Below are 21,490 nucleotides of genomic sequence, written 5' to 3'. Positions count from 1 at the left end.
TAAACAAAGAAAACCTACTTTCTGAAATAATAATCGGCCAAAGCATTTGCGATAGCACGTGGGTTGGCTTCGTCTGTATTGGTGAGAATGATAATGGAAAGCCCATCATTGACAAACCTTGCAAATACAGACCTGAATCCGATATTAGAACCGCCGTGTATGATTAATTTACGCCCTTTGTATTCATCTATTACCCATCCAAAACCATAATATTCTTTTAAATCCGCTCTGTCAGAAGTTTTAATAAACGGTTGCCACAGCTTTTCCCAATTGTCTTTTGTAAGAATACTGTTCTGGTCTGTGAGCGCCTTATCCCATTTTATCATATCTGAAGAAGTAGAGAGGAATCCACCACTGGGGCGTATACCCAGCATGGCTGTGGCATTCAAAAGAGAGTCACGCTTGTGCATATAACCGCTGGCACGGTTTGGGATAACCCGATAAAAATCGGTCAGATAGCTATGCGTCATACCAGCCGGGATAAACAAATTCTTCTGGATATAATCCTGCCAGGGCATACCACTCACTTGGGTAATGATTTGCGCCAACATGAAATACGCCAGATTACAATACTGGTATTTTTCTCCGGTCTTAAAAACCAGTGGCAAATTGTAGGCCGACTTAATGACGTCTATATCTGGTTGAATCTTAAAATTGTCGTAGCCGGGCGCTTCTCTTTGCAAGCCCGACGTATGCGACATCAGGTGTTTGATTTGAATGGGTCGCCAGGTTTCAGGGGCATCAGGAAAAAATTTGTGTACCGGGTCTTCAATACTTATTTTGCCATTCTGCACCAAATGCATAATAGCTGTAGTAAAAAACTGCTTACTGACCGAACCCAACCGAATGACAGATTCGGAGTTTACAGGCACGTTCAGCTCTACATTGGCTAGTCCATAACCTTTGTTTACAATGGGTTGCCCATTTTTGATGACAGCCAGCGAAAGTCCGACAATTTTTTGTTTTTCCATCATCTTTTTGACGATGATATCGGTACTATCAATCTGTGCAAATGAAAGCGCAGGCAGGAGGAAAAGAAGTAGTAGTTTTTTCATTTCAAGATAAGTATTTATGGATAAAATCTGGTTTTCTACATTTCTGTTGTATAGATTTTCTATCTGCTAAGCTAAATATTTTTTTTGATTTTTTATTCCTTCAGCCTCCCTTTGCTTGACTTATGTACGTAGAAAATAACAAAAGGTAGGGGTTCAAAATTTTGTTGCACCAAATATTGTTTGGGAAGAGACCGCGTGACGTTCACCCCATCCCAACCCTTCCCCAACAATGGGGAAGGGCTTAAAAGTCCCTCTCCCCACTGTTGGGGAGAGGGATTTAGGGTGTGGGGTCGAGCACTACCAAATATTATCGCTACGGCGCACCGTTTGGTCGATTTCACTTTTGACACACCCCTACCCCGAATTTCATTCTCACTGATTATCTATTCAATTATTAAAGCGCTTATTTATTTTTCTTTGCTGTATAAATTGATAAACAGAACCTGCAACAAACAGAATTGTAATAATAAGCAGCGTTTTTGCGATTAATGGGTCTTTGATATCCTTGGCCAGCGGATGACCAACCGGAACGCGGGTCAATGTTTCATTAACCGTTGGAAGCCATGACAGGAAAAAACTAAAAGACAGGAGGATGTTCTCATAGAAACGAGCGCTGTTGTTTCCTTTTTTTCTGGTGTGAAGCCCATACGCTATCAATACCAGAATCACTATCAATATGGCAAAAGCATGACCCGGATTAAAGCCTCCCAGTTTGGATATTCCCAGGGCGGTTAAGGACGTAATAACCGTTCCATAAAAGTAGAGTTTACCGGTAAGATGCCCCAGATTTATCTTTCCGAATCGCACATAAGATATGATGGCCGCTATGATGGCAACAACCCCAATAATTGTATGAAAAATGCCTAAATTAGATAATCCCATTTTTTGAATTTTTATTTGATTAAACAACATGGCAAAATTGCCATGAAAAATGGGGATGGACTTTGTAAATAAGTTCAATTATTTGGCAATTTGGCTCAAAGAAAACTATTCAATGCTGAGAGATATAGATAGTATCAGGGTGTTTGTATTATAATTTATTCTTTCGCTGCAAACGATAATCGGTAGGTGAAGTATTGAATTTTTTGCTGAAACTTCTGGTAAAATTCGCCAGGTCATTGAATCCACAATCGAATGCAATTTCAGAAATACGTTTGTCAGAAACCAAAAGTAATTCGGCGGCTTTTTCAAGCTTTTTGGCTTTGATATAATTGGCAGGTTTATCGTTATAAACTTTGGCAAATTCGCGTTTGAATGAGGAAACGCTTAGATTGTTCTGCTCTGCCAGCTCTTCAATTGTGAGCTGTGAAAACAAATTGGCCTCAATTATTTGCTTGAAACTATAAGTGGTGGGCGAAAAAAGCTGTGATAAGATGACTTGTATAGTCTCGGCTTTTTGTGTCTGAGACAGTAAGAGTACAATTTCCTTAAACTTCAGAATGAGAATATCTTCATTGGAAAGAGATGGGTTTTCGAAATAAAACAGTAATCCTTCGATATATTTCTGAATCAAAAAATCATTATTAATTTTCTCACCCGATTGATAGGGGACTATATTTTTGGGTGCCTGAAGCAGTTGCGGTAATTCTCTATCATAAATTTTCTTTAATATATCGGGGTAGAAAGTAACAATTACCAACTCGCAATCAGTTTTTGAATCAGCATTATATATCTGGTTGCCGGAGTTGATACAATTGAGCAATAAGGAATAATTGGTAGGAATATCTATTGGGTCATTTTCTATCTGATATTGCACTTCGCCTGCCCTCATATATAAAAAACAGGCCTGATTCGTAACCGGAAAATCAAATCTGAAAGGTGGTTTTAATACAATTTTTTGAATGAGTGGTTTTCCGAACAAATCAAACTTTTTATAGTCTTTTACCATGCCTATATAGTTTAGGTATCTACGTTTGTGCTAAACACGTTTATGCGCAAATGAGTTTATTTTGGCATAACTCTTTGGGGGCCTGACAAAATAGTATTTAAGCCAAATCAACCTTTCCTACTCAAATCCTTCCGTATTTTACTCAGAAACTCGGGCGTAATACCCAGATAAGAAGCGATTTGTGTATTAGGCAGGCGATTGGCCAGATTAGGATATTGCTCAAGAAAACTCAGGTAACGTTGCTCGGCGGTAGAGCTGAAATTCTGCAAGACCCGATTCTGCAACTCTACATATTTGTTTTCGACAATGACCTTAAAAATACGGTCGAGCTTGGGAATATTGATATACAAGAAATATAAATCCTGCAATTCAATCTGAAGAATTTCGGATGGCTCAATGGCCTCAATAAATAATTTACTTGGCTTTTTGGAATGGAAACTGCCAATATCGGCAATCCAGTCGTTTTCGGCAGCAAACTGTATATTGTGTTCATAGCCTTTATCGTCGACCCCATACATCTTGAAACAGCCCGTCACTACAAAAGTATAGTGTTTACAAACAAACCCCTCTTGCAGAATCATCTGTTTTCTTTTGATTTTCCGCAGGTGCGCCCGTCCTTCCAGCAATTTCAGTTCTGTTTCATTAAAGGGGATATATTGCTGAAAATGGTCGATAAGTGTCTGCATAGGTTCTGTTGATTTGTCGCTAATTTAGTGAATGTGATTGAATGTATAGCGTATCTCTTTTTGAACGGTATACTAATCGGTTTAATCCCAAAATAAACTTATGTAGACCTACTTTAAAACTATCCGCTATTTCTCAAACAACCGATAATTCTTCTTCCAGTATTTTTCTAAAAAAGGTATATAATCCGTAAAATCGATAATGGGCAGTCTTTTGATAATTGTCCTTTTTTCGCCATCTATTTTATAGATATAGATGCCATCATCTTTATCACCACATCCATTTATGTCTATTTCTCCAACCGTTATCTGTGTCCAGTTTTCTATTCTGGTTAAATGCCCTTCCCAATTGCTACCCATACAACTGCCTCGATTGTTGGAATAATAGAATTCAGTACCTTTAAGCTTTTTGAAGTTGAGGTCTTCACCTTCAATCTTTCTGAAAATCTTGGTTTGTGGGTCAAAAAAATAGTTCTCGCATTGATTGGGAGTATTACTATATACGTGAATCCTGACATCCTGATATTGATCATGATTTATATCCAGAAACTCAGCACGGTTACAATAATCGGCACCGGAAATAAGGGTATCGCCTGCCATATTCATGATACCCTCAAAGTACATATCGTTTGAAAGTCTGATAAGTTCCAGTTTATTAATCATCAAGGTATCTCTTCTCGTAATACCTCTATGCATTTGCGAGTAAGTATGCCCATTATTTACTAAGGAATCTTTTTTCTCCTTAGGTTTTTGTGACGTACTCTGTGGTTTTTCCGGCTGACAATTCAGGCCAATAAAAACGGCAATAATCAGTAAAAAATATCCTACAGACTTATAAATCATCTTCTAATTTTGTTTGCTAAAATTTATGTAGATTTTTGATGATTTAAAATTATCAGCACACAAAATTTTACTACCGAAAAAGTCTGGTTATTGTTCCTCATCGTCTCTCGCAGGAACGGACAGGGCTCTGGGAATGAGTCTTAGCGATAGAGAAGAATTTAAGCCTCAGAGTCCGTTTGCTTTGGTCATCGTATACGGGAGAATTTGAATATACAGAAGAAATTACCTACCGGATAATAAATAATTCCATAAATTGAATAGAGTATTTACTAACTTGAGCGCACAATATACTTATACAATATCTTATCTACTAAAAATAATGAGAGTTATAAAATTTCAAAAATTATCTCAAAATCAAACTACTACTCTACTTTTATATTTTGTCTTTTTTATCCTACTAGCTATTCTATTTGCTAATGTGGCTCATATATTCTTTTTAAATCTAAAATCGAAAGGAAGTTCTGGAGACATTGAGTTTAGTGAGTGGGAAAAATCACTTCAAATTGGTATTTCTATATCTGGTTTTTTGTCTTTATTAGTTAGTATCAAAATATGGCAGGATACTAGCAAACAAGAAATAAGTCAAGCAACAATTTCACTTTTTGAGAAATTCAGGGATGAAGATTTTTCAAAAATTAGGATGGAAGCATGGAAAATTCGCAATAAATGGTATTTGGAGAATAATTATAAACAGGAAATAATAGAATCATCAAAAAAATTACATGAAGAATATGATACAAATCAGTTTATGCAGACTATGAAACCTGTTAGAAGATTAATAGAATTTTATACAATACTAAGTCAATATAAAGGGAATGAAGATATTGTTAAAAGATGCAGATATTTTCATTATGGCTATTGGCGACCATTCTTATACGAAATTGCGAAATTGCATGATGAATATAATACACCAGTTACTGAATTTAGCAATAAATATACTATGCAATATCAAGAATATATTAAAGGTATTTCTTATGTTGAGACTTTAAAAAATATGGACAGATTTGTAGGGTTTGAAGGGATAAAGGAAGATTTCCGTTTTCATGATTTTAATTAGTCTCCCGTTGGAACTGAAAGGACTCTTAGAAAAGGTAACAAAGAGTCCCCACAAATACCTAATTTTCTAGGATTATTTTAAAGAAAAGAGGCAAAAAATAGCTTGTTTTTTCAGACTGAAAAAGCTATATTTGTATATAGTTAACTACCGAATTAGAAAGTGTCAAAAGGTGTGAAAAGTGGTATATACTGCTTATTCTGGGAATACACCTGCATTAAATTCCTTGGATGCTTGCATGGCAATTTGACACTTTATTTTCTTTTACTTCTATTATTACTTACTGGAGGGTGAGCTTGTTTATACTCTTTTTTGCATCTTTCAATAAACTCCTTGTTTACGTTTTCTGCTAAGTAATCAAGAGCCAATTGTGAGTATTTATTTATCGAATTTGAATTATTACCTGCTTGTATAGCTGTATGGTACTTTGAATTACCTTTAATATTTAACTTCCAAATTAAACATTGTAATTCGTACTTTGAAATATTGAGAACAGGAAATAGGTCGCCAAGGAAATACATATAAACCTTATCAGAATCAACAAAAGCCTCGGTTTCTATAAAACCTTTTATCTCTCCAATTACTTTTAAGGCAGGCGCCCCTCCCTTTTCTTTAAATTCGCCTTCTTTTATAAATTTTAAGTTTTCTAACAAACCTTTATCTAAAATAAAGTCTCCATCATGAGTTGGTAATATGCCATTATTAAGATCAATTAATTGAGTATTTCTAATACCAATTGCAGCTACTTTTGTTACATGTTTAATCCAAAGTAATTTTTCTTTCTCTTTTTCAGAGTTTAAAAGATTAGTCAAATCAACATATTCAATTTCTTTTGTTTCGGCTCTGTATCTATAATAAATTGCACCCTCCCTTAGAACTTCATTTTTGTTTTTCTTACATATAATAGGTTTTATTCTAGCTTCTTCAACACTTAGTCTACCAAACTCTTTACCATAATGTTCCAATATTTCCATATGCCATAATACTTCCCCAGAAAAATACTCTCTAATGTATCGGTCAATTGTACTTGGGTCAACATCTCGGAATTTATTATTGGTCATTCCAATAGGTTCATGTGGGCTATCTTTAATTCCAAAAATAATTTCTCCTCCTCTATTATTTGCCATGCCAATCAATGATTTTAAATATTTTAACAAGTTGTCCCCAAGTTGAATATTTTGCTTAAACTCTAAGTCAAAGGTTTCTCTTTTTCTAATATAGCCTTTTGAATCTAATACGAAATCAAACATTGCATATCGAATTAAAATAGTAAGGAGATAATTTTAAAAAACGATGTGTAGGTGTAATAGCGAAGAAAAGACAAATATTAAAGAATAATTCAAACCCTCAAAATATATTTATTTTATGGTAATTAAATCTTATCTGTGTTCTGTCGCAAGTGGAATATTAGTTATCAAAATCAATGTTTTGATAATGATTGTGGTATTAGGTTTACTGAAATGGCAGGAAGCGGAAGACATATTTATAGTCTTATGCCCTCAACAGTATGATTCTACGCAAAATCGCATAGAATCCTTTGAAAATATTTGCGAAAGCTGGAAATTTACCTAATTAGAATGGACATAATAACAAAGCTATGACTAAACAGAAAAAGAAGGTGTGCATAGTTATAAAAGAACGATTAAGTATACTTCCAGTAGGGAGTTTCGGAATTGGTGAAAGTACCTGGCACTAAAGTGGTGCCAGAAAAGTTGCATATATGGTGGGAACCTTTTTGAATGCAACAAGGGCACAGATATTCTGACTCAATAAAAGTCAGACTGAAAAGTGCGCCTAAAAGCATTTTTTAGCTAAAGGCGCACTCTTTAAAAATGACTCTTCTGATTATTGATAATACAGTTGATGCGGGCAGACCGTTTTGTTTGCGATTAAGTTCTTTGACATCTAAAACCTATTCCACAAAATACTAATCATTAGCATACGACCACGACCATACACCGTTTGTGTTGATTACCGGATTGTATTTTTTCTCATATCTCCGGAAGACCTCCTCACTCTGTTTTTCACCATTGATAAAAAAGCCCTTATCACTGATGGTAAAAGAAACTTTTTTACTATCTCCAATCAATCCCTCTTTACGCATATCGGCCAGAATCCTTTTGGTTGTTTTGTCGGCTTTGTCTACCAGCTCCTGCTGACCTTCGGGTGTATACCCATTATCAGCCGAATAGCTGGATGAGTAGGAATGAGTAGACCCGTTTTTGTCGGACGAAACTGAAGTGGATACACTCACAGTGGTTTTCTTTTTACGTGTAGTATCCGGGAGATTTATAGGTGTTTTATTTCCCTCAATATCCGGTTTTAGCGACTCTTTTGCTGGTTCAAAATTAACCGGATATAAACGTTTGCGTGACTGGTCATACGTACCAGCTTCACCGGCTTTGAGTACTTTAGAATACCCGAAATCATCAGAGATTTCAACCTCACCTTCGGTCACTTCAATAAAAATAAGCTGATAGCCCGGCGATGTTTTCACGATAAATGTGGTACCAAGGTCTTTGATATGGACATTATTTACATCAACAACAAATGGCTTGGTGGCATCATGTATCACCGAAAACTGTGCAGAGCCATTCAGGTGTATTTTTCTGCTGTCTACCCCATAGTTTTTATCCACAGTAATAGAAGAATTAGGTGAGATAGTAATTTCAGACCTGTCTGCAAGGCTCACCGTTTTGGCAACCGTGCTGGCCTCATAAATAGTATCACCAGCCTGCTGATTAGAAAAAGTATAAAACAGTAAGCCAACGGCCAGTAGCAACATAACCGAAGCCGCCACATTTATTCCACGCCAGTTCATGAGCAAGCCACTTGGCGCAACAGGCTTATCGATAGCCTTACGTACATTCTCCCAAACCTGTTGTTTGTTTTCGACGATATTTAATGCAAGATTCATAGTAAAAAAATTAGCTGATGTGTTTAAATAATTCCTGTTTTCGGGCGATACATCCGCCCAATCTTCCAATTGCATGGCTTCCTCTGGTGTGGCCTCACCCGAGAAAAACTTAGCAATGAGTATATCCATTTCAGTATCTTGTTGCATATCAGAGATTCAATAAAATCAATAATAGTGGGTAATAATTTTTCAGATGTCCTCTCAGTATTTTCAAAGCTTTTCCCATCTGGTTTTCTACTGTTTTTTCAGAAATAGACAGTTCGGCAGCTATTTCTCTGTATTTGAGGCCATCAACGCGACTCATTTTAAAAATCCTGCGACATTGCTCAGGCAAGGTTTCGATGGTGTTTTCGAGTTTCGTATAGATGTCTTCATTTTCATCTCTATGCCAATACTGCACTGAATCGGCATGATGTATTGCTTCGGTTTCGTGGCGTCGTTTTACTTTTTCATGTTTCAGAAAATCCAGACTTGCGTTATAGACCGTCTTGTATAAATACGCCCTTGCCGAGGTATGAAAATCGGTCATATCCATTTTTTGCCACAGCGAGATAAACGCCTGCTGCACAATGTCTTCGGCATCGTCTCTGTCTTTTACCATCGTCATGCTATACAACAAAACGGGCGAATAATACGTGGCGAAGAGCATTTCAAGCTCCCGGATATGATGCTGTTTTACAATCATTCAATCTTTTATATGTAGCTGATATAAAGTAAATTTAAAACTTTTTGATGTAAAGACGATGAGCGTAGAAAATACCCCTATGTGGGTGGGAGATTTTTTTAGCTGGCACGTTTGGGGTTAAAAATATTCAGTGCTTCTGGCTAAAATAAACTTCTATTATTGTAGAACTTGTTTAATATTTATTCAAAAAATGAATAACAACTTACACAGAATAATTTTTATGCTCGTGCAGACTTATTAGTGTTCATGAGATAACCGTTCTCTAAAAAGTTTGGCTAAAGCCAAATTTGATGCTAGCAATTTAGCAACCACCAGCTAAAGCTGGCGGCAATTGATTCAATAGCCCCGCGCGGCGTCCTCCCATTTTTAAATGAGGTAATAAGAAAAAAACATCCATATTGGCTTTAGCGGACGCCGCGCGGCCAAATCTAGAATTTATGGGAACGATTATCTATTGAATCTTAATTGGTCTGCACTTGAAAGATGTCTTTGCTCTCACCAACACCTTTCCTGCCATGAAATCACTTTCTGGTTTTCATCAAAATAAATGGTAAACTCACAGGAATCCCAGCCGTTGGAGCCCAAATCATAGTCGAATCTTTTATTCCATGTGTAATTAGGGCCATCAGGGTGCCTTCCGTCTGGTTCACCTAATAGCCTGTTACCTCATCTTTGGTCATTCCTTTCTTTAGGTGTTCCTTTTCTAAATCACTTATCATTGCACTCCTTGTTTCTCCTTCAAAATCATCTTTCCAGAGATTAGGGTTAAAATCCTTGTTATTCCCGGCTATAAATGCGCTAAAAATAACAAATAGTGCCAGGTAAATTAACCCTGACACTATTCCAATACTAATCAGTATTCAAATGATAAGTTTTTATACTTCATGATATTACATAGCGACTTCCGTCACTTTCACAGACAACGTTTCTCCTCTGCTTAACCGTGCCACCCACGCGGTGGCCGGCCCTTTCTCTAACGAGTACTAGCCGTGACACGGTGGCCCATTTTTTATTATTCTTCTTCCTCCTCTTCGCCGCCTTCTTCTTCGCCGCCTTCTTCTTCACCACCGCCTTCATCCTCATATTCCTCTTCGGCTTCTTCCTCTTCGTATTCTTCTTCACCCTCCTCTTCATATTCCTCTTCTTCTTCGCCCTCCTCTTCATATTCCTCTTCTTCTTCGCCTTCCTCTTCCTCCTCCTCGTCGTATTCCTCCTCTTCTTCTTCGCCTTCTTCTTCCTCCTCCTCATATTCCTCTTCATCTTCTTCGCTTTCTTCTTCCTCCTCCTCATATTCCTCTTCATCTTCTTCACCCTCTTCTTCTTCCTCATCATACTCTTCTTCATCTTCTTCGCCCTCTTCTTCTTCCTCATACTCCTCTTCGTCTTCTTCCTCCTCGTCGTATTCTTCTTCCTCATACTCCTCTAGCTCGCCATATTCCTCGGGCTCCTCTTCGTCATATTCAAGGATTTCAATGGAATCAAATACATCAAAATCTTCATAATCATCTTCTGTATATACTACAAACTGGTTACGGTCATAACCTTTGCCATTATCAACTACCGAACGTTTATCATTTTGCCAGGTATCTTCATAATCCGGAATAGGCGCTGTGCGGGCAATCATCCAGCTATCCCCCATATTCAGTTTATTGTTAATCACATAATCATAAGGCATATAGCAATAGCCTTTGTCTCCCCATTGCTCACCCCACGAATTACGCACAATAAACATCTGGTCAACTTCCGAATAACCTACACATAGCATAGCATGTAAGCCATGCGACTGGCGAGAAGCTTCATCCGGTGACGGCATCGGTACGATACCCTTATTCTGTGTACAGCTATCAAATCCTTTGAAAAGCGCAATACCAAAAATAATAGGATAACCTTCTGATAAACACTGTTTCCAGGCTTTTAAGTCGGTAGGTATATATTTTGATTCCTGAACTTTGAAATTGGCAGCCTCTTCATACGTATTTGTTTGCGGCTTATCATTTACTTTTTTAGTGTCATAAGGCCAGGTTTCTTCAGTACAGGCACCTAGTTTATGCAAACTATCAATGGCATACTGGATATGGCTTCCGCTATCTTTGATTGTACTACCGGCTCTGAGGCGGGCATTATAGTAAACAAACAGGCGGCTTACCTCAAAGGCTCTGTTTTTTAAGTGTTTTTTTGCCAGATACTCATAGGCTCCGGCCGTGGCATTGGCCGTACAACTGCTCAATTGCTTTTGGTTTTCAACCTTGGTCATAAACGGACGAAGGTCAACTTTTTGTGGGAGATCAGCTTTTTTTACTTGAGACGAGGGCTTGTAGTTTTCGGCATTTGGGCTTGCTGCCATATAAGAATACCCCTTCATGACACTGGTAGTGCCATCTTTCTGTTTGAATTCCATACTCAATAAACAATGGTTAGGTTAAAAAATTGTAAAAATTTCGGGAAGATATGCAGAAAAATCTATACCTGAAAAGATTTGCCGTGCGTGCGATGAATTTTAATTTCTCTTTCATTCCAATCCCATATGTACAGTATGAAAATTCAGAAATCTTCCTCAGAAACTTGTTTGCGCCAGCGCAGCTCTTTATCTTTGTATATCTCTCCAACAGACTCATTAGTGATATACCCATAATCTTTTCAGACAGACTATGGGATTTTTAGGCTTTGGTGCATCCAACAAAAAAACAATTAATACTGCTGCTGATTCGTCGGCCAATTTGTACAACCAGCTATTATTCAGTATTCCGTATCGGGGTATGCCGATTACGACTGAATACAACCTTTATGAATATACGAAAACCTACGCCAGCCATTCGCTGGTCTATGCTTTAATCGACTGGAAAGCCGGACGGGCATCTGAAATACGCCCCTGCCTCTATCAGATAAAAGATAAAACGCTTGCCAAAGAATACCGAAAATTTAACGGTATTTATATCAACGATTATGAACGCAAGCAACTAGCCAAGCTTAAAGAACGCTCTTATCAGGAAATAGATTTGTCGGCCATTACAAATACCGACCTCACCTATGGCAAAATCAAGAAACTGTTCCGCCAGCCGGCACCGCTCTTTACCTGGAAGCAGTTTGTGTATCACTACATGGCCTCGCGCGATGTGGCAGGTTTCTGTGTCATCTGGGCCAATCGGGTGAGCAATAGCCTGAGCAAAGTCAATATCGAGAGCCTGAATCCCCTACCCTCTCAGCTGGTGCAGATTATCGGCGGCACACAGTTTGACCCGATTCGTGGTTATAAAATTATCAATGCCACGTATAGCAAAGAATTTAAGGCTGAAGATTCGCTGCTGTTGCGCAACCATTCTTTCAATTATGATAATCAGGGAGGATTCCTCTATGGCACGCCTCGCATACAAGCCGCCCTCAATGAAATTGATACCTATAAAGCCTCAAAACTCCGTGAACTATATGGGTTTCAGACGGGCGACAGTACCAATATCCTTTTCCCTCGCGATAAAGAGTTATCAGAAGCCTATAACCAGCAATCGCCACAGGAGAAGCAGCATTTCAAAGATGTAATCCTACGGATTTTCGGGCAGAAAAACCGCCAGAATGTAGCCGTTTCGGGGTTTCCGCTCGATGCCATTCGTCTGGACGCCCCGCTTTCAGAATCACGAACACAGGAAGCACAGAAATCTATCAGAGAAGTATTGGGGGCAGTCTGGCATATCAATCCGGTATTGCTGGGGTCACAGGAGGCATCGAGTTATAATAATATCAAGGAAGTAAGCAAAATCTCGTTGCGTGATGGAGTCTTCCCCGAAATGCGCGAACTCTGCGAAGCCTTAAATGATTTTCTGGTAACGCCATTCTTAAAAGACCACGAGTTGGAGTTTGATTACGACGTTTTCGAAGAATTCAGCCAGGACATCAAATTCCAGTCAGAAGCCCTCAAAAACATGGATTTTCTGAGTGATAATGAAAAACGCGCCTGGTTGGATTACGGCCCCTTGGCTGATGCAAAAGCAGACCTGCCACAGCGGTTCTGGGAAAATAAGCCTTTGTAAATTGAATCAATAGTGTTCATAGTTATCAAACCCCAAGCGCTACCATTTTTTTGATTGGTAGCGCTTGTAGAATACTATGATGAACTTCAGGAAATTCATCAGAAATGACCTATCATTGCTCAACATCAGCCCGGTTTTACAACTCACCCTTACCTCAAAATTTGAAGTTTTTTTTTACAAAATCCTCGTTTTTCTTTCCTTTTTATTGACAAGAGACACCGTAAAATAGAAATAACAATAAGTCTTAGAATGATAGGTATTTAAGGTCTAATTTTCGCCCAAAGAAACAAAACATCTCCCTTACTTACTATTTATTATGACTACCTTACCTCATAAAAAAGGGCCATCTCATGGAGGTGTCCGCGGTGATGACCTCAACATACGCTCATCACAATTTGAAGGACTTTTCGGAAGAATCTTCCGTAGCTTACCTGCTGCCACCTGGAGCGAAGATGCTCTAAGAGAACTTGCCAGAGAAACCTACGAAAAAGAGCCGGGCCATGTTAAACATCGGATGATTGCTAAACCTGAAGCAACCGATACAGACCCCCGGCTTCCTACAGCACCCACAGAAAAGTGGCGTACATCGAGATTGCATGATGATGAAGAAAATCTTGGCATTGATGCCGGGTATACTTATTTAGGACAGTTTATTGATCATGATCTTACATTTGATCCGGCCAGTAGCCTTCAAAAACGGAATGATGTGAATGCATTGGTAGATTTCCGTACACCAAGATTTGACCTTGATAGCGTATACGGACGTGGACCTGATGACCAACCGTATATGTACGATAGTACAGGTAGATATTTTCAATTGGGCTCGCAATTGTTTGAAGGAGAAAAGGGAAAAAAAATGGGTCATGATTTACCTCGTCACCAATGGGAAGAAACTGACGGTAAAGAAACAAAAGTCTTTAATCGCGCATTAATTGGCGATAAACGAAACGATGAGAATGTAATCATCAGCCAGTTACATGGTATTTTCTTAAAGTTTCATAACAGATTTGCAAAAGAAAACAAACATCTTGATTTTCCTGAAGTTCAAAGGCAAGTGCGTTGGCATTATCAATATGTGGTACTGCATGATTTCTTATACCAAATTGCAAAAAAAAGTGTGATAGAAAGTGTTTTACCTCACTTGATAGCCGACTCTAAACCCCGTTCTATCTATGACTATCCACCCAAATTAAAATTCTACAAACCCCGGAATGAGGCTTTCTTACCAATTGAGTTTGCTGCGGCAGTTTATCGTTTCGGGCACTCTATGGTACGTCCGATTTATCGTTTAAATACAAAGTTGAAAGGCGGTAATATTCCGCCGGATCCAACTAAACCTACGGAGGAAGAACGTGGAGTTGATGGAAGACAGTTTATTTTTGCAGGTATCAAAGGTAGAGGACTGAATGGTTTCAATAAATTTCCGAAGGAATGGGGAATAGACTGGAATCTGTTTTTTGACCTCAGCAACGATAAGCAAGGTCGTCATGGGAAAGACCGGACTCAACCCTCTTATAAAATTGATACATCATTGGTAAACCCACTGGCATTCTTGGGAGAGTTTTCAAAAAATGATGAATTGGATCCGCTTGATAATATTAAAAAATTGCAGCCGGGTTCCACCAACCCAAAACAACCAGCTAATCTGGCCTTAAGGAATTTATTAAGAGGCATGGCTATGTCTCTTCCGTCTGGTCAGGATATTGCTCTTGAAATGGGTTTAGAACCTATTAAAGATGATGACTTAAGAGTTGGCAAAGCTACCAATCTTAAAGAGTACAATGAATTACCTACACTCGCTTCTATCAGCGATGATTTTAAAGGCAAAGCACCCCTCTGGTATTATGTACTGGCCGAAGCACAGCATGAATGGAAACAAAATGGAGGTAAACCCGAAACACACGTTCAATTGGGTGAGATTGGCAGCCGTATAGTGGTTGAAACTTTTGCGGGTATATTAATGGATGATAGCCATTCAATATTACGCCAGGCACCAGCCTGGAAGCCGGAAATGGAAATTGGTGAAAGAGAAAAATTTGATATGGCTGAGTTTATCAAATATGCTTTGGGCAAAGAACTGGCCAGTTCTTATTAATCTCTAAAAAATATACCGAATCGATAATTAAATCCTGAATATTGCCAGAATCAGCTTTAAGCGACTGCATAAAAGTATCTAACCGTGGTTTTAAACAATCATAGATAAATTCGTATTAACCAATTTTTTCAAATGAAAAATTCAAAAAATTCAGTATTCATTCTGATGGTTATATTTTCGTTCGCATTCTGTGCTACATTCGGGCAGCAAATGCAGGAAACTAATCAGTTATATACAGAGAAGGAATTTAAAGATAATAAAGCAGGAGCCACTCCTAGTGATGGGTTAAGTAAATTAGGGGTACTCCCTAGCTTTACCGATGCTTTGGGCAAAAATATTCTATTTCCCAAAATCGAAGTAAGTGGATTTACTAACTTTGATGCAGGTGAAGATTTTTATGGAAATCTTAAACTTTTTACTTCGGCTATGGCTAGTAAACAGGCTTCAAATCTAAATCTTTTTTTTCCTGAAGCAAGTAATTATGGCATCTCTATGAATTTCAATTATTTACCATTAAAAGCTCGTAATTATACAGATGCAGAAGGAAATACAAAAGAAGCGAAGTGGCTATGCGTTTACGCAAACCTGAACTATCTGGGTAAAAATCTTTATGGTGTCAAGAAAAAAGACGCTGGAGAAAATGATACAACCCGCTTTATCTCAGATTTTGCGCATTTGAATTTAGGTATACAATTGATTCCTATAAGAAACGTGCTTTCTTTCTATACAGACGTAAATATTATACAAGGATTGACAAATAGAGCTCCACTAAAAGAATTTAATCCTGACTTGGTAGGGAAATTCACTCATTTTTGGAATTTCGGCACAAAATTCTTTTTAGCTAAAGGTGAAGAAAATCCGTTAAAAATAATGGTTGATTTCAGTTTTATATTTGTAAACAAGTATGTGAAGAAACTCTATAATACAGAGGATGCCATACTACCCAAAATCAGTATTGGAGGAATGATAAACTTCTAGAGTATAAATACAGACAACCACTCCGCCAATCCCGGATTGTCTCCTTCGTTTATAAGAAAGCAGGCGAAATGCCTGCTTTCTTATTTATAAGGCAGATACACCTCAAAAACCGCCCCCTCATTCAACACGCCTTTAGCTGTAATAAACCCGTTATGGTTTTCTACTATCTTTTTTACAATGGCTAAGCCGATGCCTGTGCCTGTATATTCGCTTTTGCCATGCAGGCGCTGAAATATCTCGAAAATGCGCTCATTATATTCTTCGTCAAAACCAATCCCATTGTCTATAACACTTATCTGACAATATTGCTGGTTCAGATTCACAGGCAGGTTTTCTATAGTAGTACCTTCTTTACGCTGGCATTTGATTTCGATATGAGGTGCAACATCCGGCTTCGAGAATTTAAGCGAATTGCTTATCATATTGGCAATCAACTGCTTGAACTGAAACGGAATCACTTCTATCTCGCAGCTGGCATTTACTTCAATTATGGCATTCTTCTCGGCAATTGCTTCTTTAAAATCTTCCTTTACTTCGTTCACTACATCGCCGATATTGGTTTTGGCAAATACCCGCTCAACGGTATTGGTACGAGAATACGCCAGAATATCTTCAATCAGGGTCTGCATCCGCATCACGGCACTATTGATCCGGTTCAGCACATCTTTTCCGCCTTCAGATAAATTCTCTCGCTCTTTATCCATCAACCTGCCTGAAAACGTTTTTATCTTCCGCAGTGGCTCCTGCAAATCATGGCTCGATACATAGGCGAACGATTGCAGCTCAGCGTTCATCCGCTCAAGCTCCCTGTTTTTATCCTCCAGTTGCTGGGCATTGGCTTTAATTCGGTCTTCCGCTTCTTTTCGCTCTGTCAGGTTGTGCGTTACTTTCGAAAACCCTACCAGTTCATCAGCCTCATTATGAATAGCCGTTATCACCACATTGGCCCAGAATAGCTCCCCATTTTTGCGCACCCGCCAGCCCTCATGAGCAGCCCTGCCTGTAAGCCTGGCTTCTTCCAGCAATTGCTCCGGCAGGCCATTTGCCTTATCCTGTTCAGGGTAAAAGTTTGAAAAACTCTTGCCAACAATTTCCTGTGCTGTATAGCCTTTTATTTTTTCTGCCCCTTTATTCCAGTTTTCTACAATGCCTTGTTCGTTAAGCGAGAATATCGCATAATCCTGCACTTCTTCTACCATCAGATGGTATCGCTCCTCGCTTTTTTTCAGCGCTTCATTCAGGCGTTCCAACTCCTTGATTTGCTCCTGAACACTCTTTTCAAGTTTGCTAGTAAAGGTCTTCTGGTCATGAATATCTGCACTTGTACCTACCCACATCTGAATATTGCCCTGCGCATCTTTCTGTGGTGTAGCACGGCTCAGGTGCCAGTAATAAGTACCATCTTTATACCGGAACCGATGCTCGAAGGAATAATCCTGCCCGGTGCGTATCGCCTCCATCCATTTCTGCTGATTCTCTTCACGGTCGTCAGGATGCACCATATCCAGCCATTTATCCAATTCTACCTTTTCTGGTAATATGCCCGAATAATTGAAAACAGACCGGTTATAATAGTTCAGATTACCCTGTGGGTCACTCGTCCAGACAAACTGAGGCATCGAATCAGCCAATAATCTGAATTTCTGTTCACTTTTCCGCAATACTTCCTGATATGTCTGTTCTTCGGTAATATCCTGTATCGTGCCTATTACTTTAATCGGCACCCGTTTATCATCATAAAACACTGTCCCCTTTACTTCTACCCAATGCACCGACTGGTCGTCCCACAGGATACGGCACCTGAAATGCAGTATGCCTGTAGTTAAAGCTTTTTTAAATGATTCAACTCTTATATGCTCATCTTCGGGATGAATCTGCTTGTTCAGGTATTGCTCATCAATGGCGGCATCTTCCCCATGTCCGAAAATCTGCAGGTAACGTCCTTCATATTTCAATTCTTGGGTATGCATATTCAAGTCCCATATTCCCAGCTCACTGGCTTCTATCACTGTCGATAGGCGCTCTTCGTTTTCCTGTAATTTCTTTAGGGCTCCTACCTGAGCCGTAATATCCTGTAGTGTTCCACTGAATCGATAAGCCTCATGGTTGTCATCAAACAAAGCCCTGCCTTTGGCCAACACAGTAGTATCTTCTTTTGTAGCCGGATTACGGATGGTATATTCAATCTGATAATACCCGCCCGACTCATATTGCATTGCCTTCTGAATAGCCTCCACTACACTCTGGCGGTCTTTTTCTATAATATTATTAACTGCCGAAGATAAATCTATTTCATCTTCCAGCTTTAACCCAAACCATTTTTTGGTTCGGTCATTTCCAGTAAATTTATTGGTTCGGGGGTTCAGATCCCACGTGCCCAATTCGGCCGCATCAATCGTAAATTGCAGTTGTTCTTCTCTTACTTCAAGTTCTCTTAAGCTATCTATCTGCCGGGTTGTTTCAACACAGGTAACAAACACACCAGTGGGTGTATTAAACTCATCATTTACAGGACTATAGCTGAAAGTCCAGTAAACATCTTCAACGGCGCCGTTTCTATAAATCGGCACCAACTGGTTTTCGCTCCAGGTAGCCTCTCCGGTAGTAAGCACCTGATCTATAAGTGGTTTAATAATATCCCATATTTCAGGCCAGGCTTCTCTGGCTTTCATGCCTAGTATAGATGGGTGCTTACCCTCATTACCCAGGCTGGGCCGGTAGGCATCATTATAAAAACAAGTCAGATCTTTTCCCCACCATAAAAACATGGGAAATTTGGAGTTAAGCAGAAAATTCAGGATAGTTTTTAAAGATACAGGCCAGTTTTGGGGGTTACCCAGGTCTGTTTTGCTCCAGTCTTTCTGTCGCATCAGTTTACCCATCTCACCTCCACCCGACAGAAATGCAGTAGCAGAATTATTTGTTAAAGTATCAGAATTCATGGTTTAGCTTCTATTATCAACAGTATATATAAACGAGCCGGATTGCGTTTCATTATCTTCCGATAAATCAGCAATCTGCTGTTTTTACAGACAATAAGTTTTTTAGTGATTAGATAATTATGCTTTTAGCAAAAGCGAACGATAAACAAATATAGCAAAATTAAGCATGAATGCTCATATTGAAGACAAAACTAAGAAATTTCTAATGAAAGGGAGGTCAAGCAAATAGATTTACATAACCTATTTGACATCAGACTAAACCGTAAATAATTACCTTAAAAAATGATGCATCAATGAAAAAAAATCCCAAAAAACAAATATGGAAATTTACTTGCATTTAAAATTCTTTTTGTAGACATTAGTTAGTGAATATAGCTTGTGACATTTGCACAGATTGAGGTATATGAGTGTTTTCTCCTATCTAAAAGGACTTATATAAGTAATTACCTAGGTAAAACACGGTACTTAAGAGTATTGATGCAAGTTCATCTAATCTTTTGTCATCATTCTTGAGTTTTTCCCCTTCTAATCTCAATTATTTTCAGTCTGACAACTCATCATTTTTCGAATAATAGCAAGAGTAGTGATTGCAGTAATATTGAAAATTTAACAGTATAAAATCTAATAACTTTATATATGGCAGAGACGACAAAGAAGTATAGTTATAAATTAGCTTATTTTCTAAACTCAAACGAAATGTTAAAATATTTCTATAAGATTTCGGAATTAGCACCGGAATGGGAAGACTTTAAAAGAATTTCAGATGAGGAGCTTAAAAAAATCGGTCTTAAGGAAGAACAAATAGAGAAGATTACGGAAACTCATAAGAATTTTAATTTAGAAAATATTATCAACAACAACACTTTTCTTTCAAAGCTCTTAATTTACATAGGACTATTAAATTTAGTATCATTCTCTTTCTTCAATTTCAGCAAATATGGTTATTTAACAGGTAACGATATTTCTATTCAAAAAAAATGGTTTGAAATACTATCAGCTGACTGTTCAAAAGACTGGTATTTTCTGTTTTTCTATTTCCTTGTTTTCTTGTCTGGTATTGTCTCTATAATTATTACATTTATTCATTTTTCCAATATTGAAGCAATAAAAAAAGATAAGTTTGGAAAAAGTGAAGTCTTTCAACTAAAGCTATTTAATTATTTTCTAGTAGTCCTCGTATTTGAATTTTTGATTTTATTGCTTTACTTTCCATTTATCATTTACGCTTCGTACGACATCTGTGAATTTGATTTTTTTTCAATAAATAATGTTCAATGTTTTATTCACGTTAATGGGGTTGGTTTTATTATTCTCTTTATTGGCTGGTTATTGTTCTTTACTTTATTTTTATATCAGTACTACGAGGAAACGAAATCCAAATCTATTTTGGACTATTATTTTGAAATTGCAAAATATGCAGAAAAGAATTCTGGTAAATTAAGTTTATCTGCCATCGTTTTAGCCATATTTTCTTTTTTAGCAACTATGTTCGGATTGCTTTCTGATGGATATTCTACTTTTCAGAATGTTGGTCTTATCGGTGAAAGCACTGAATTGGAAATAGTTAATATAAAATTTGAAAAGGACTCCATTCTTCTGAATCTGATAAATAAAACCAATTATCCAATTTTAATAAATTCGGCTAATCTGGCACTTAACGATAGAAGAACTATTAGTGGACAATTTATAATACACAAAGAAACAAGAGACACTATATTATTGGATAATTATTCAGGTTTTGGTACAAATACTCAACGTAAAAAATCAGGGACTGTTTCTTATAAAAATAAAGAATTAAAATACTTTTTAGACACCTTGATTAGGCCCAATAGCAATTTAAAAATTTTTATTGATACTCAAATGAATGAGCTCTTACAAAATACTGCTATTTCATTTACCAGTTATAATTTATTTATTGATTATAACTCATCAAAGAAATTAAATTTAGAAGGCATTATTCAATTCATTGCAAATGATAAAATTCCCCAATCATTCTATCATTGTCGGCTTTACTTCTTTTCAAAGCATTTAGATAAAAAAATTCTGGATGATAATTCATCTGTTTTCCTAAAATCCAATGCTACTTTTTGTAATTGTCAATAGTCTATCTGGTGCTGAAATAGTTTTATAAGACATTATTTCAGCACGATAATTGCTGCTCATCTCTCCCCCTGCACCACCCCCTTCCCGCCACTATTCCTCCCCTCACTCTCCAAAGCCTCCAGCCGGGCATCGAGTTTCTGAATAATCGCTTTCAATTGCTCATTTTCAGACTGTAAACGTGCTTCTGCCTGTGTTCTCTGCTGATTTTCTGCTACCAGCCTATTC

The 21,490-nt window shown here is 37.9% G+C and carries 16 protein-coding genes; 5 read left to right on the top strand and 11 right to left on the bottom strand.

Annotation, left to right across the window (positions count from 1 at the left end):
- Positions 1–14: 14 nt before the first annotated feature.
- From ACYVFA_RS19215 to ACYVFA_RS19195, 5 genes are all read right to left on the bottom strand, one after another.
- Positions 15–1,055, bottom strand: a complete 1,041-nt coding sequence (locus tag ACYVFA_RS19215) for a serine hydrolase domain-containing protein (protein WP_460473475.1) — start codon at positions 1,053–1,055, stop codon at positions 15–17.
- Between the two features lie 387 nt (positions 1,056–1,442).
- Entirely contained in the window at positions 1,443–1,937 is a 495-nt protein-coding gene (locus ACYVFA_RS19210) for a hypothetical protein (protein WP_460473474.1), read from the bottom strand.
- Positions 1,938–2,085: 148 nt separating this feature from the next.
- On the bottom strand, positions 2,086–2,943 hold the full coding sequence (locus ACYVFA_RS19205; RefSeq protein WP_460473473.1) for a helix-turn-helix domain-containing protein: 858 nt from the start codon (positions 2,941–2,943) through the stop codon (positions 2,086–2,088).
- Between the two features lie 107 nt (positions 2,944–3,050).
- Positions 3,051–3,629: a Crp/Fnr family transcriptional regulator gene (locus ACYVFA_RS19200; protein WP_460473472.1), complete on the bottom strand. Its 579-nt coding sequence runs from the start codon at positions 3,627–3,629 to the stop codon at positions 3,051–3,053.
- Positions 3,630–3,755: 126 nt separating this feature from the next.
- On the bottom strand, positions 3,756–4,469 hold the full coding sequence (locus ACYVFA_RS19195) for a hypothetical protein (protein ID WP_460473471.1): 714 nt from the start codon (positions 4,467–4,469) through the stop codon (positions 3,756–3,758).
- 319 nt (positions 4,470–4,788) lie between these two features.
- Here ACYVFA_RS19195 and ACYVFA_RS19190 point away from each other — a divergent pair, with 319 nt between their 5' ends.
- Complete coding sequence (locus ACYVFA_RS19190; protein ID WP_460473470.1) at positions 4,789–5,526, top strand: hypothetical protein; 738 nt, start codon at positions 4,789–4,791, stop codon at positions 5,524–5,526.
- A gap of 251 nt (positions 5,527–5,777) precedes the next feature.
- Here the strand turns inward: ACYVFA_RS19190 and ACYVFA_RS19185 are convergent, their stop codons facing one another.
- From ACYVFA_RS19185 to ACYVFA_RS19165, 5 genes are all read right to left on the bottom strand, one after another.
- The gene (locus ACYVFA_RS19185; RefSeq protein WP_460473469.1) at positions 5,778–6,773 is read right to left on the bottom strand and encodes an AlbA family DNA-binding domain-containing protein; all 996 of its coding nucleotides are present in this window, start codon (positions 6,771–6,773) and stop codon (positions 5,778–5,780) included.
- Between the two features lie 677 nt (positions 6,774–7,450).
- A complete protein-coding gene (locus tag ACYVFA_RS19180) occupies positions 7,451–8,587 on the bottom strand; it encodes a FecR family protein (protein ID WP_460473468.1) in 1,137 nt (378 codons plus the stop codon).
- 1 nt (position 8,588) lies between these two features.
- Positions 8,589–9,125, bottom strand: coding sequence for an RNA polymerase sigma-70 factor (locus tag ACYVFA_RS19175; RefSeq protein WP_460473467.1), 537 nt, complete (start codon positions 9,123–9,125; stop codon positions 8,589–8,591).
- Positions 9,126–9,775: 650 nt separating this feature from the next.
- The gene (locus ACYVFA_RS19170; RefSeq protein WP_460473466.1) at positions 9,776–9,964 is read right to left on the bottom strand and encodes a hypothetical protein; all 189 of its coding nucleotides are present in this window, start codon (positions 9,962–9,964) and stop codon (positions 9,776–9,778) included.
- Between the two features lie 173 nt (positions 9,965–10,137).
- Positions 10,138–11,523, bottom strand: coding sequence for a C1 family peptidase (locus ACYVFA_RS19165; RefSeq protein ID WP_460473465.1), 1,386 nt, complete (start codon positions 11,521–11,523; stop codon positions 10,138–10,140).
- A 250-nt stretch (positions 11,524–11,773) separates the two neighbouring features.
- On the opposite strand from ACYVFA_RS19165, the gene ACYVFA_RS19160 reads away from it, so the two are divergent.
- The 3 genes from ACYVFA_RS19160 (at position 11,774) to ACYVFA_RS19150 (ending at position 16,220) form a co-directional block, all read left to right on the top strand.
- Entirely contained in the window at positions 11,774–13,147 is a 1,374-nt protein-coding gene (locus tag ACYVFA_RS19160; protein ID WP_460473464.1) for a phage portal protein, read from the top strand.
- A 316-nt stretch (positions 13,148–13,463) separates the two neighbouring features.
- Complete coding sequence (locus ACYVFA_RS19155) at positions 13,464–15,242, top strand: peroxidase family protein (RefSeq protein ID WP_460473463.1); 1,779 nt, start codon at positions 13,464–13,466, stop codon at positions 15,240–15,242.
- 132 nt (positions 15,243–15,374) lie between these two features.
- Positions 15,375–16,220, top strand: coding sequence for a hypothetical protein (locus ACYVFA_RS19150; RefSeq protein WP_460473462.1), 846 nt, complete (start codon positions 15,375–15,377; stop codon positions 16,218–16,220).
- Positions 16,221–16,300: 80 nt separating this feature from the next.
- On the opposite strand, the gene ACYVFA_RS19145 is transcribed toward ACYVFA_RS19150, so the two are convergent.
- On the bottom strand, positions 16,301–19,162 hold the full coding sequence (locus ACYVFA_RS19145) for a PAS domain S-box protein (protein WP_460473461.1): 2,862 nt from the start codon (positions 19,160–19,162) through the stop codon (positions 16,301–16,303).
- 636 nt (positions 19,163–19,798) lie between these two features.
- Here ACYVFA_RS19145 and ACYVFA_RS19140 point away from each other — a divergent pair.
- Positions 19,799–21,265 carry a hypothetical protein gene (locus ACYVFA_RS19140; RefSeq protein WP_460473460.1) on the top strand — a complete coding sequence of 489 codons (1,467 nt, stop codon included), beginning with the start codon at positions 19,799–19,801 and terminating at the stop codon, positions 21,263–21,265.
- Positions 21,266–21,490 lie beyond the last annotated feature (225 nt).

This window comes from Emticicia fontis (genome assembly GCF_054779675.1).
The sequence above is the reverse complement of the archived record's forward strand: the minus strand, read 5'-3'. Positions and strand labels throughout refer to the sequence as shown.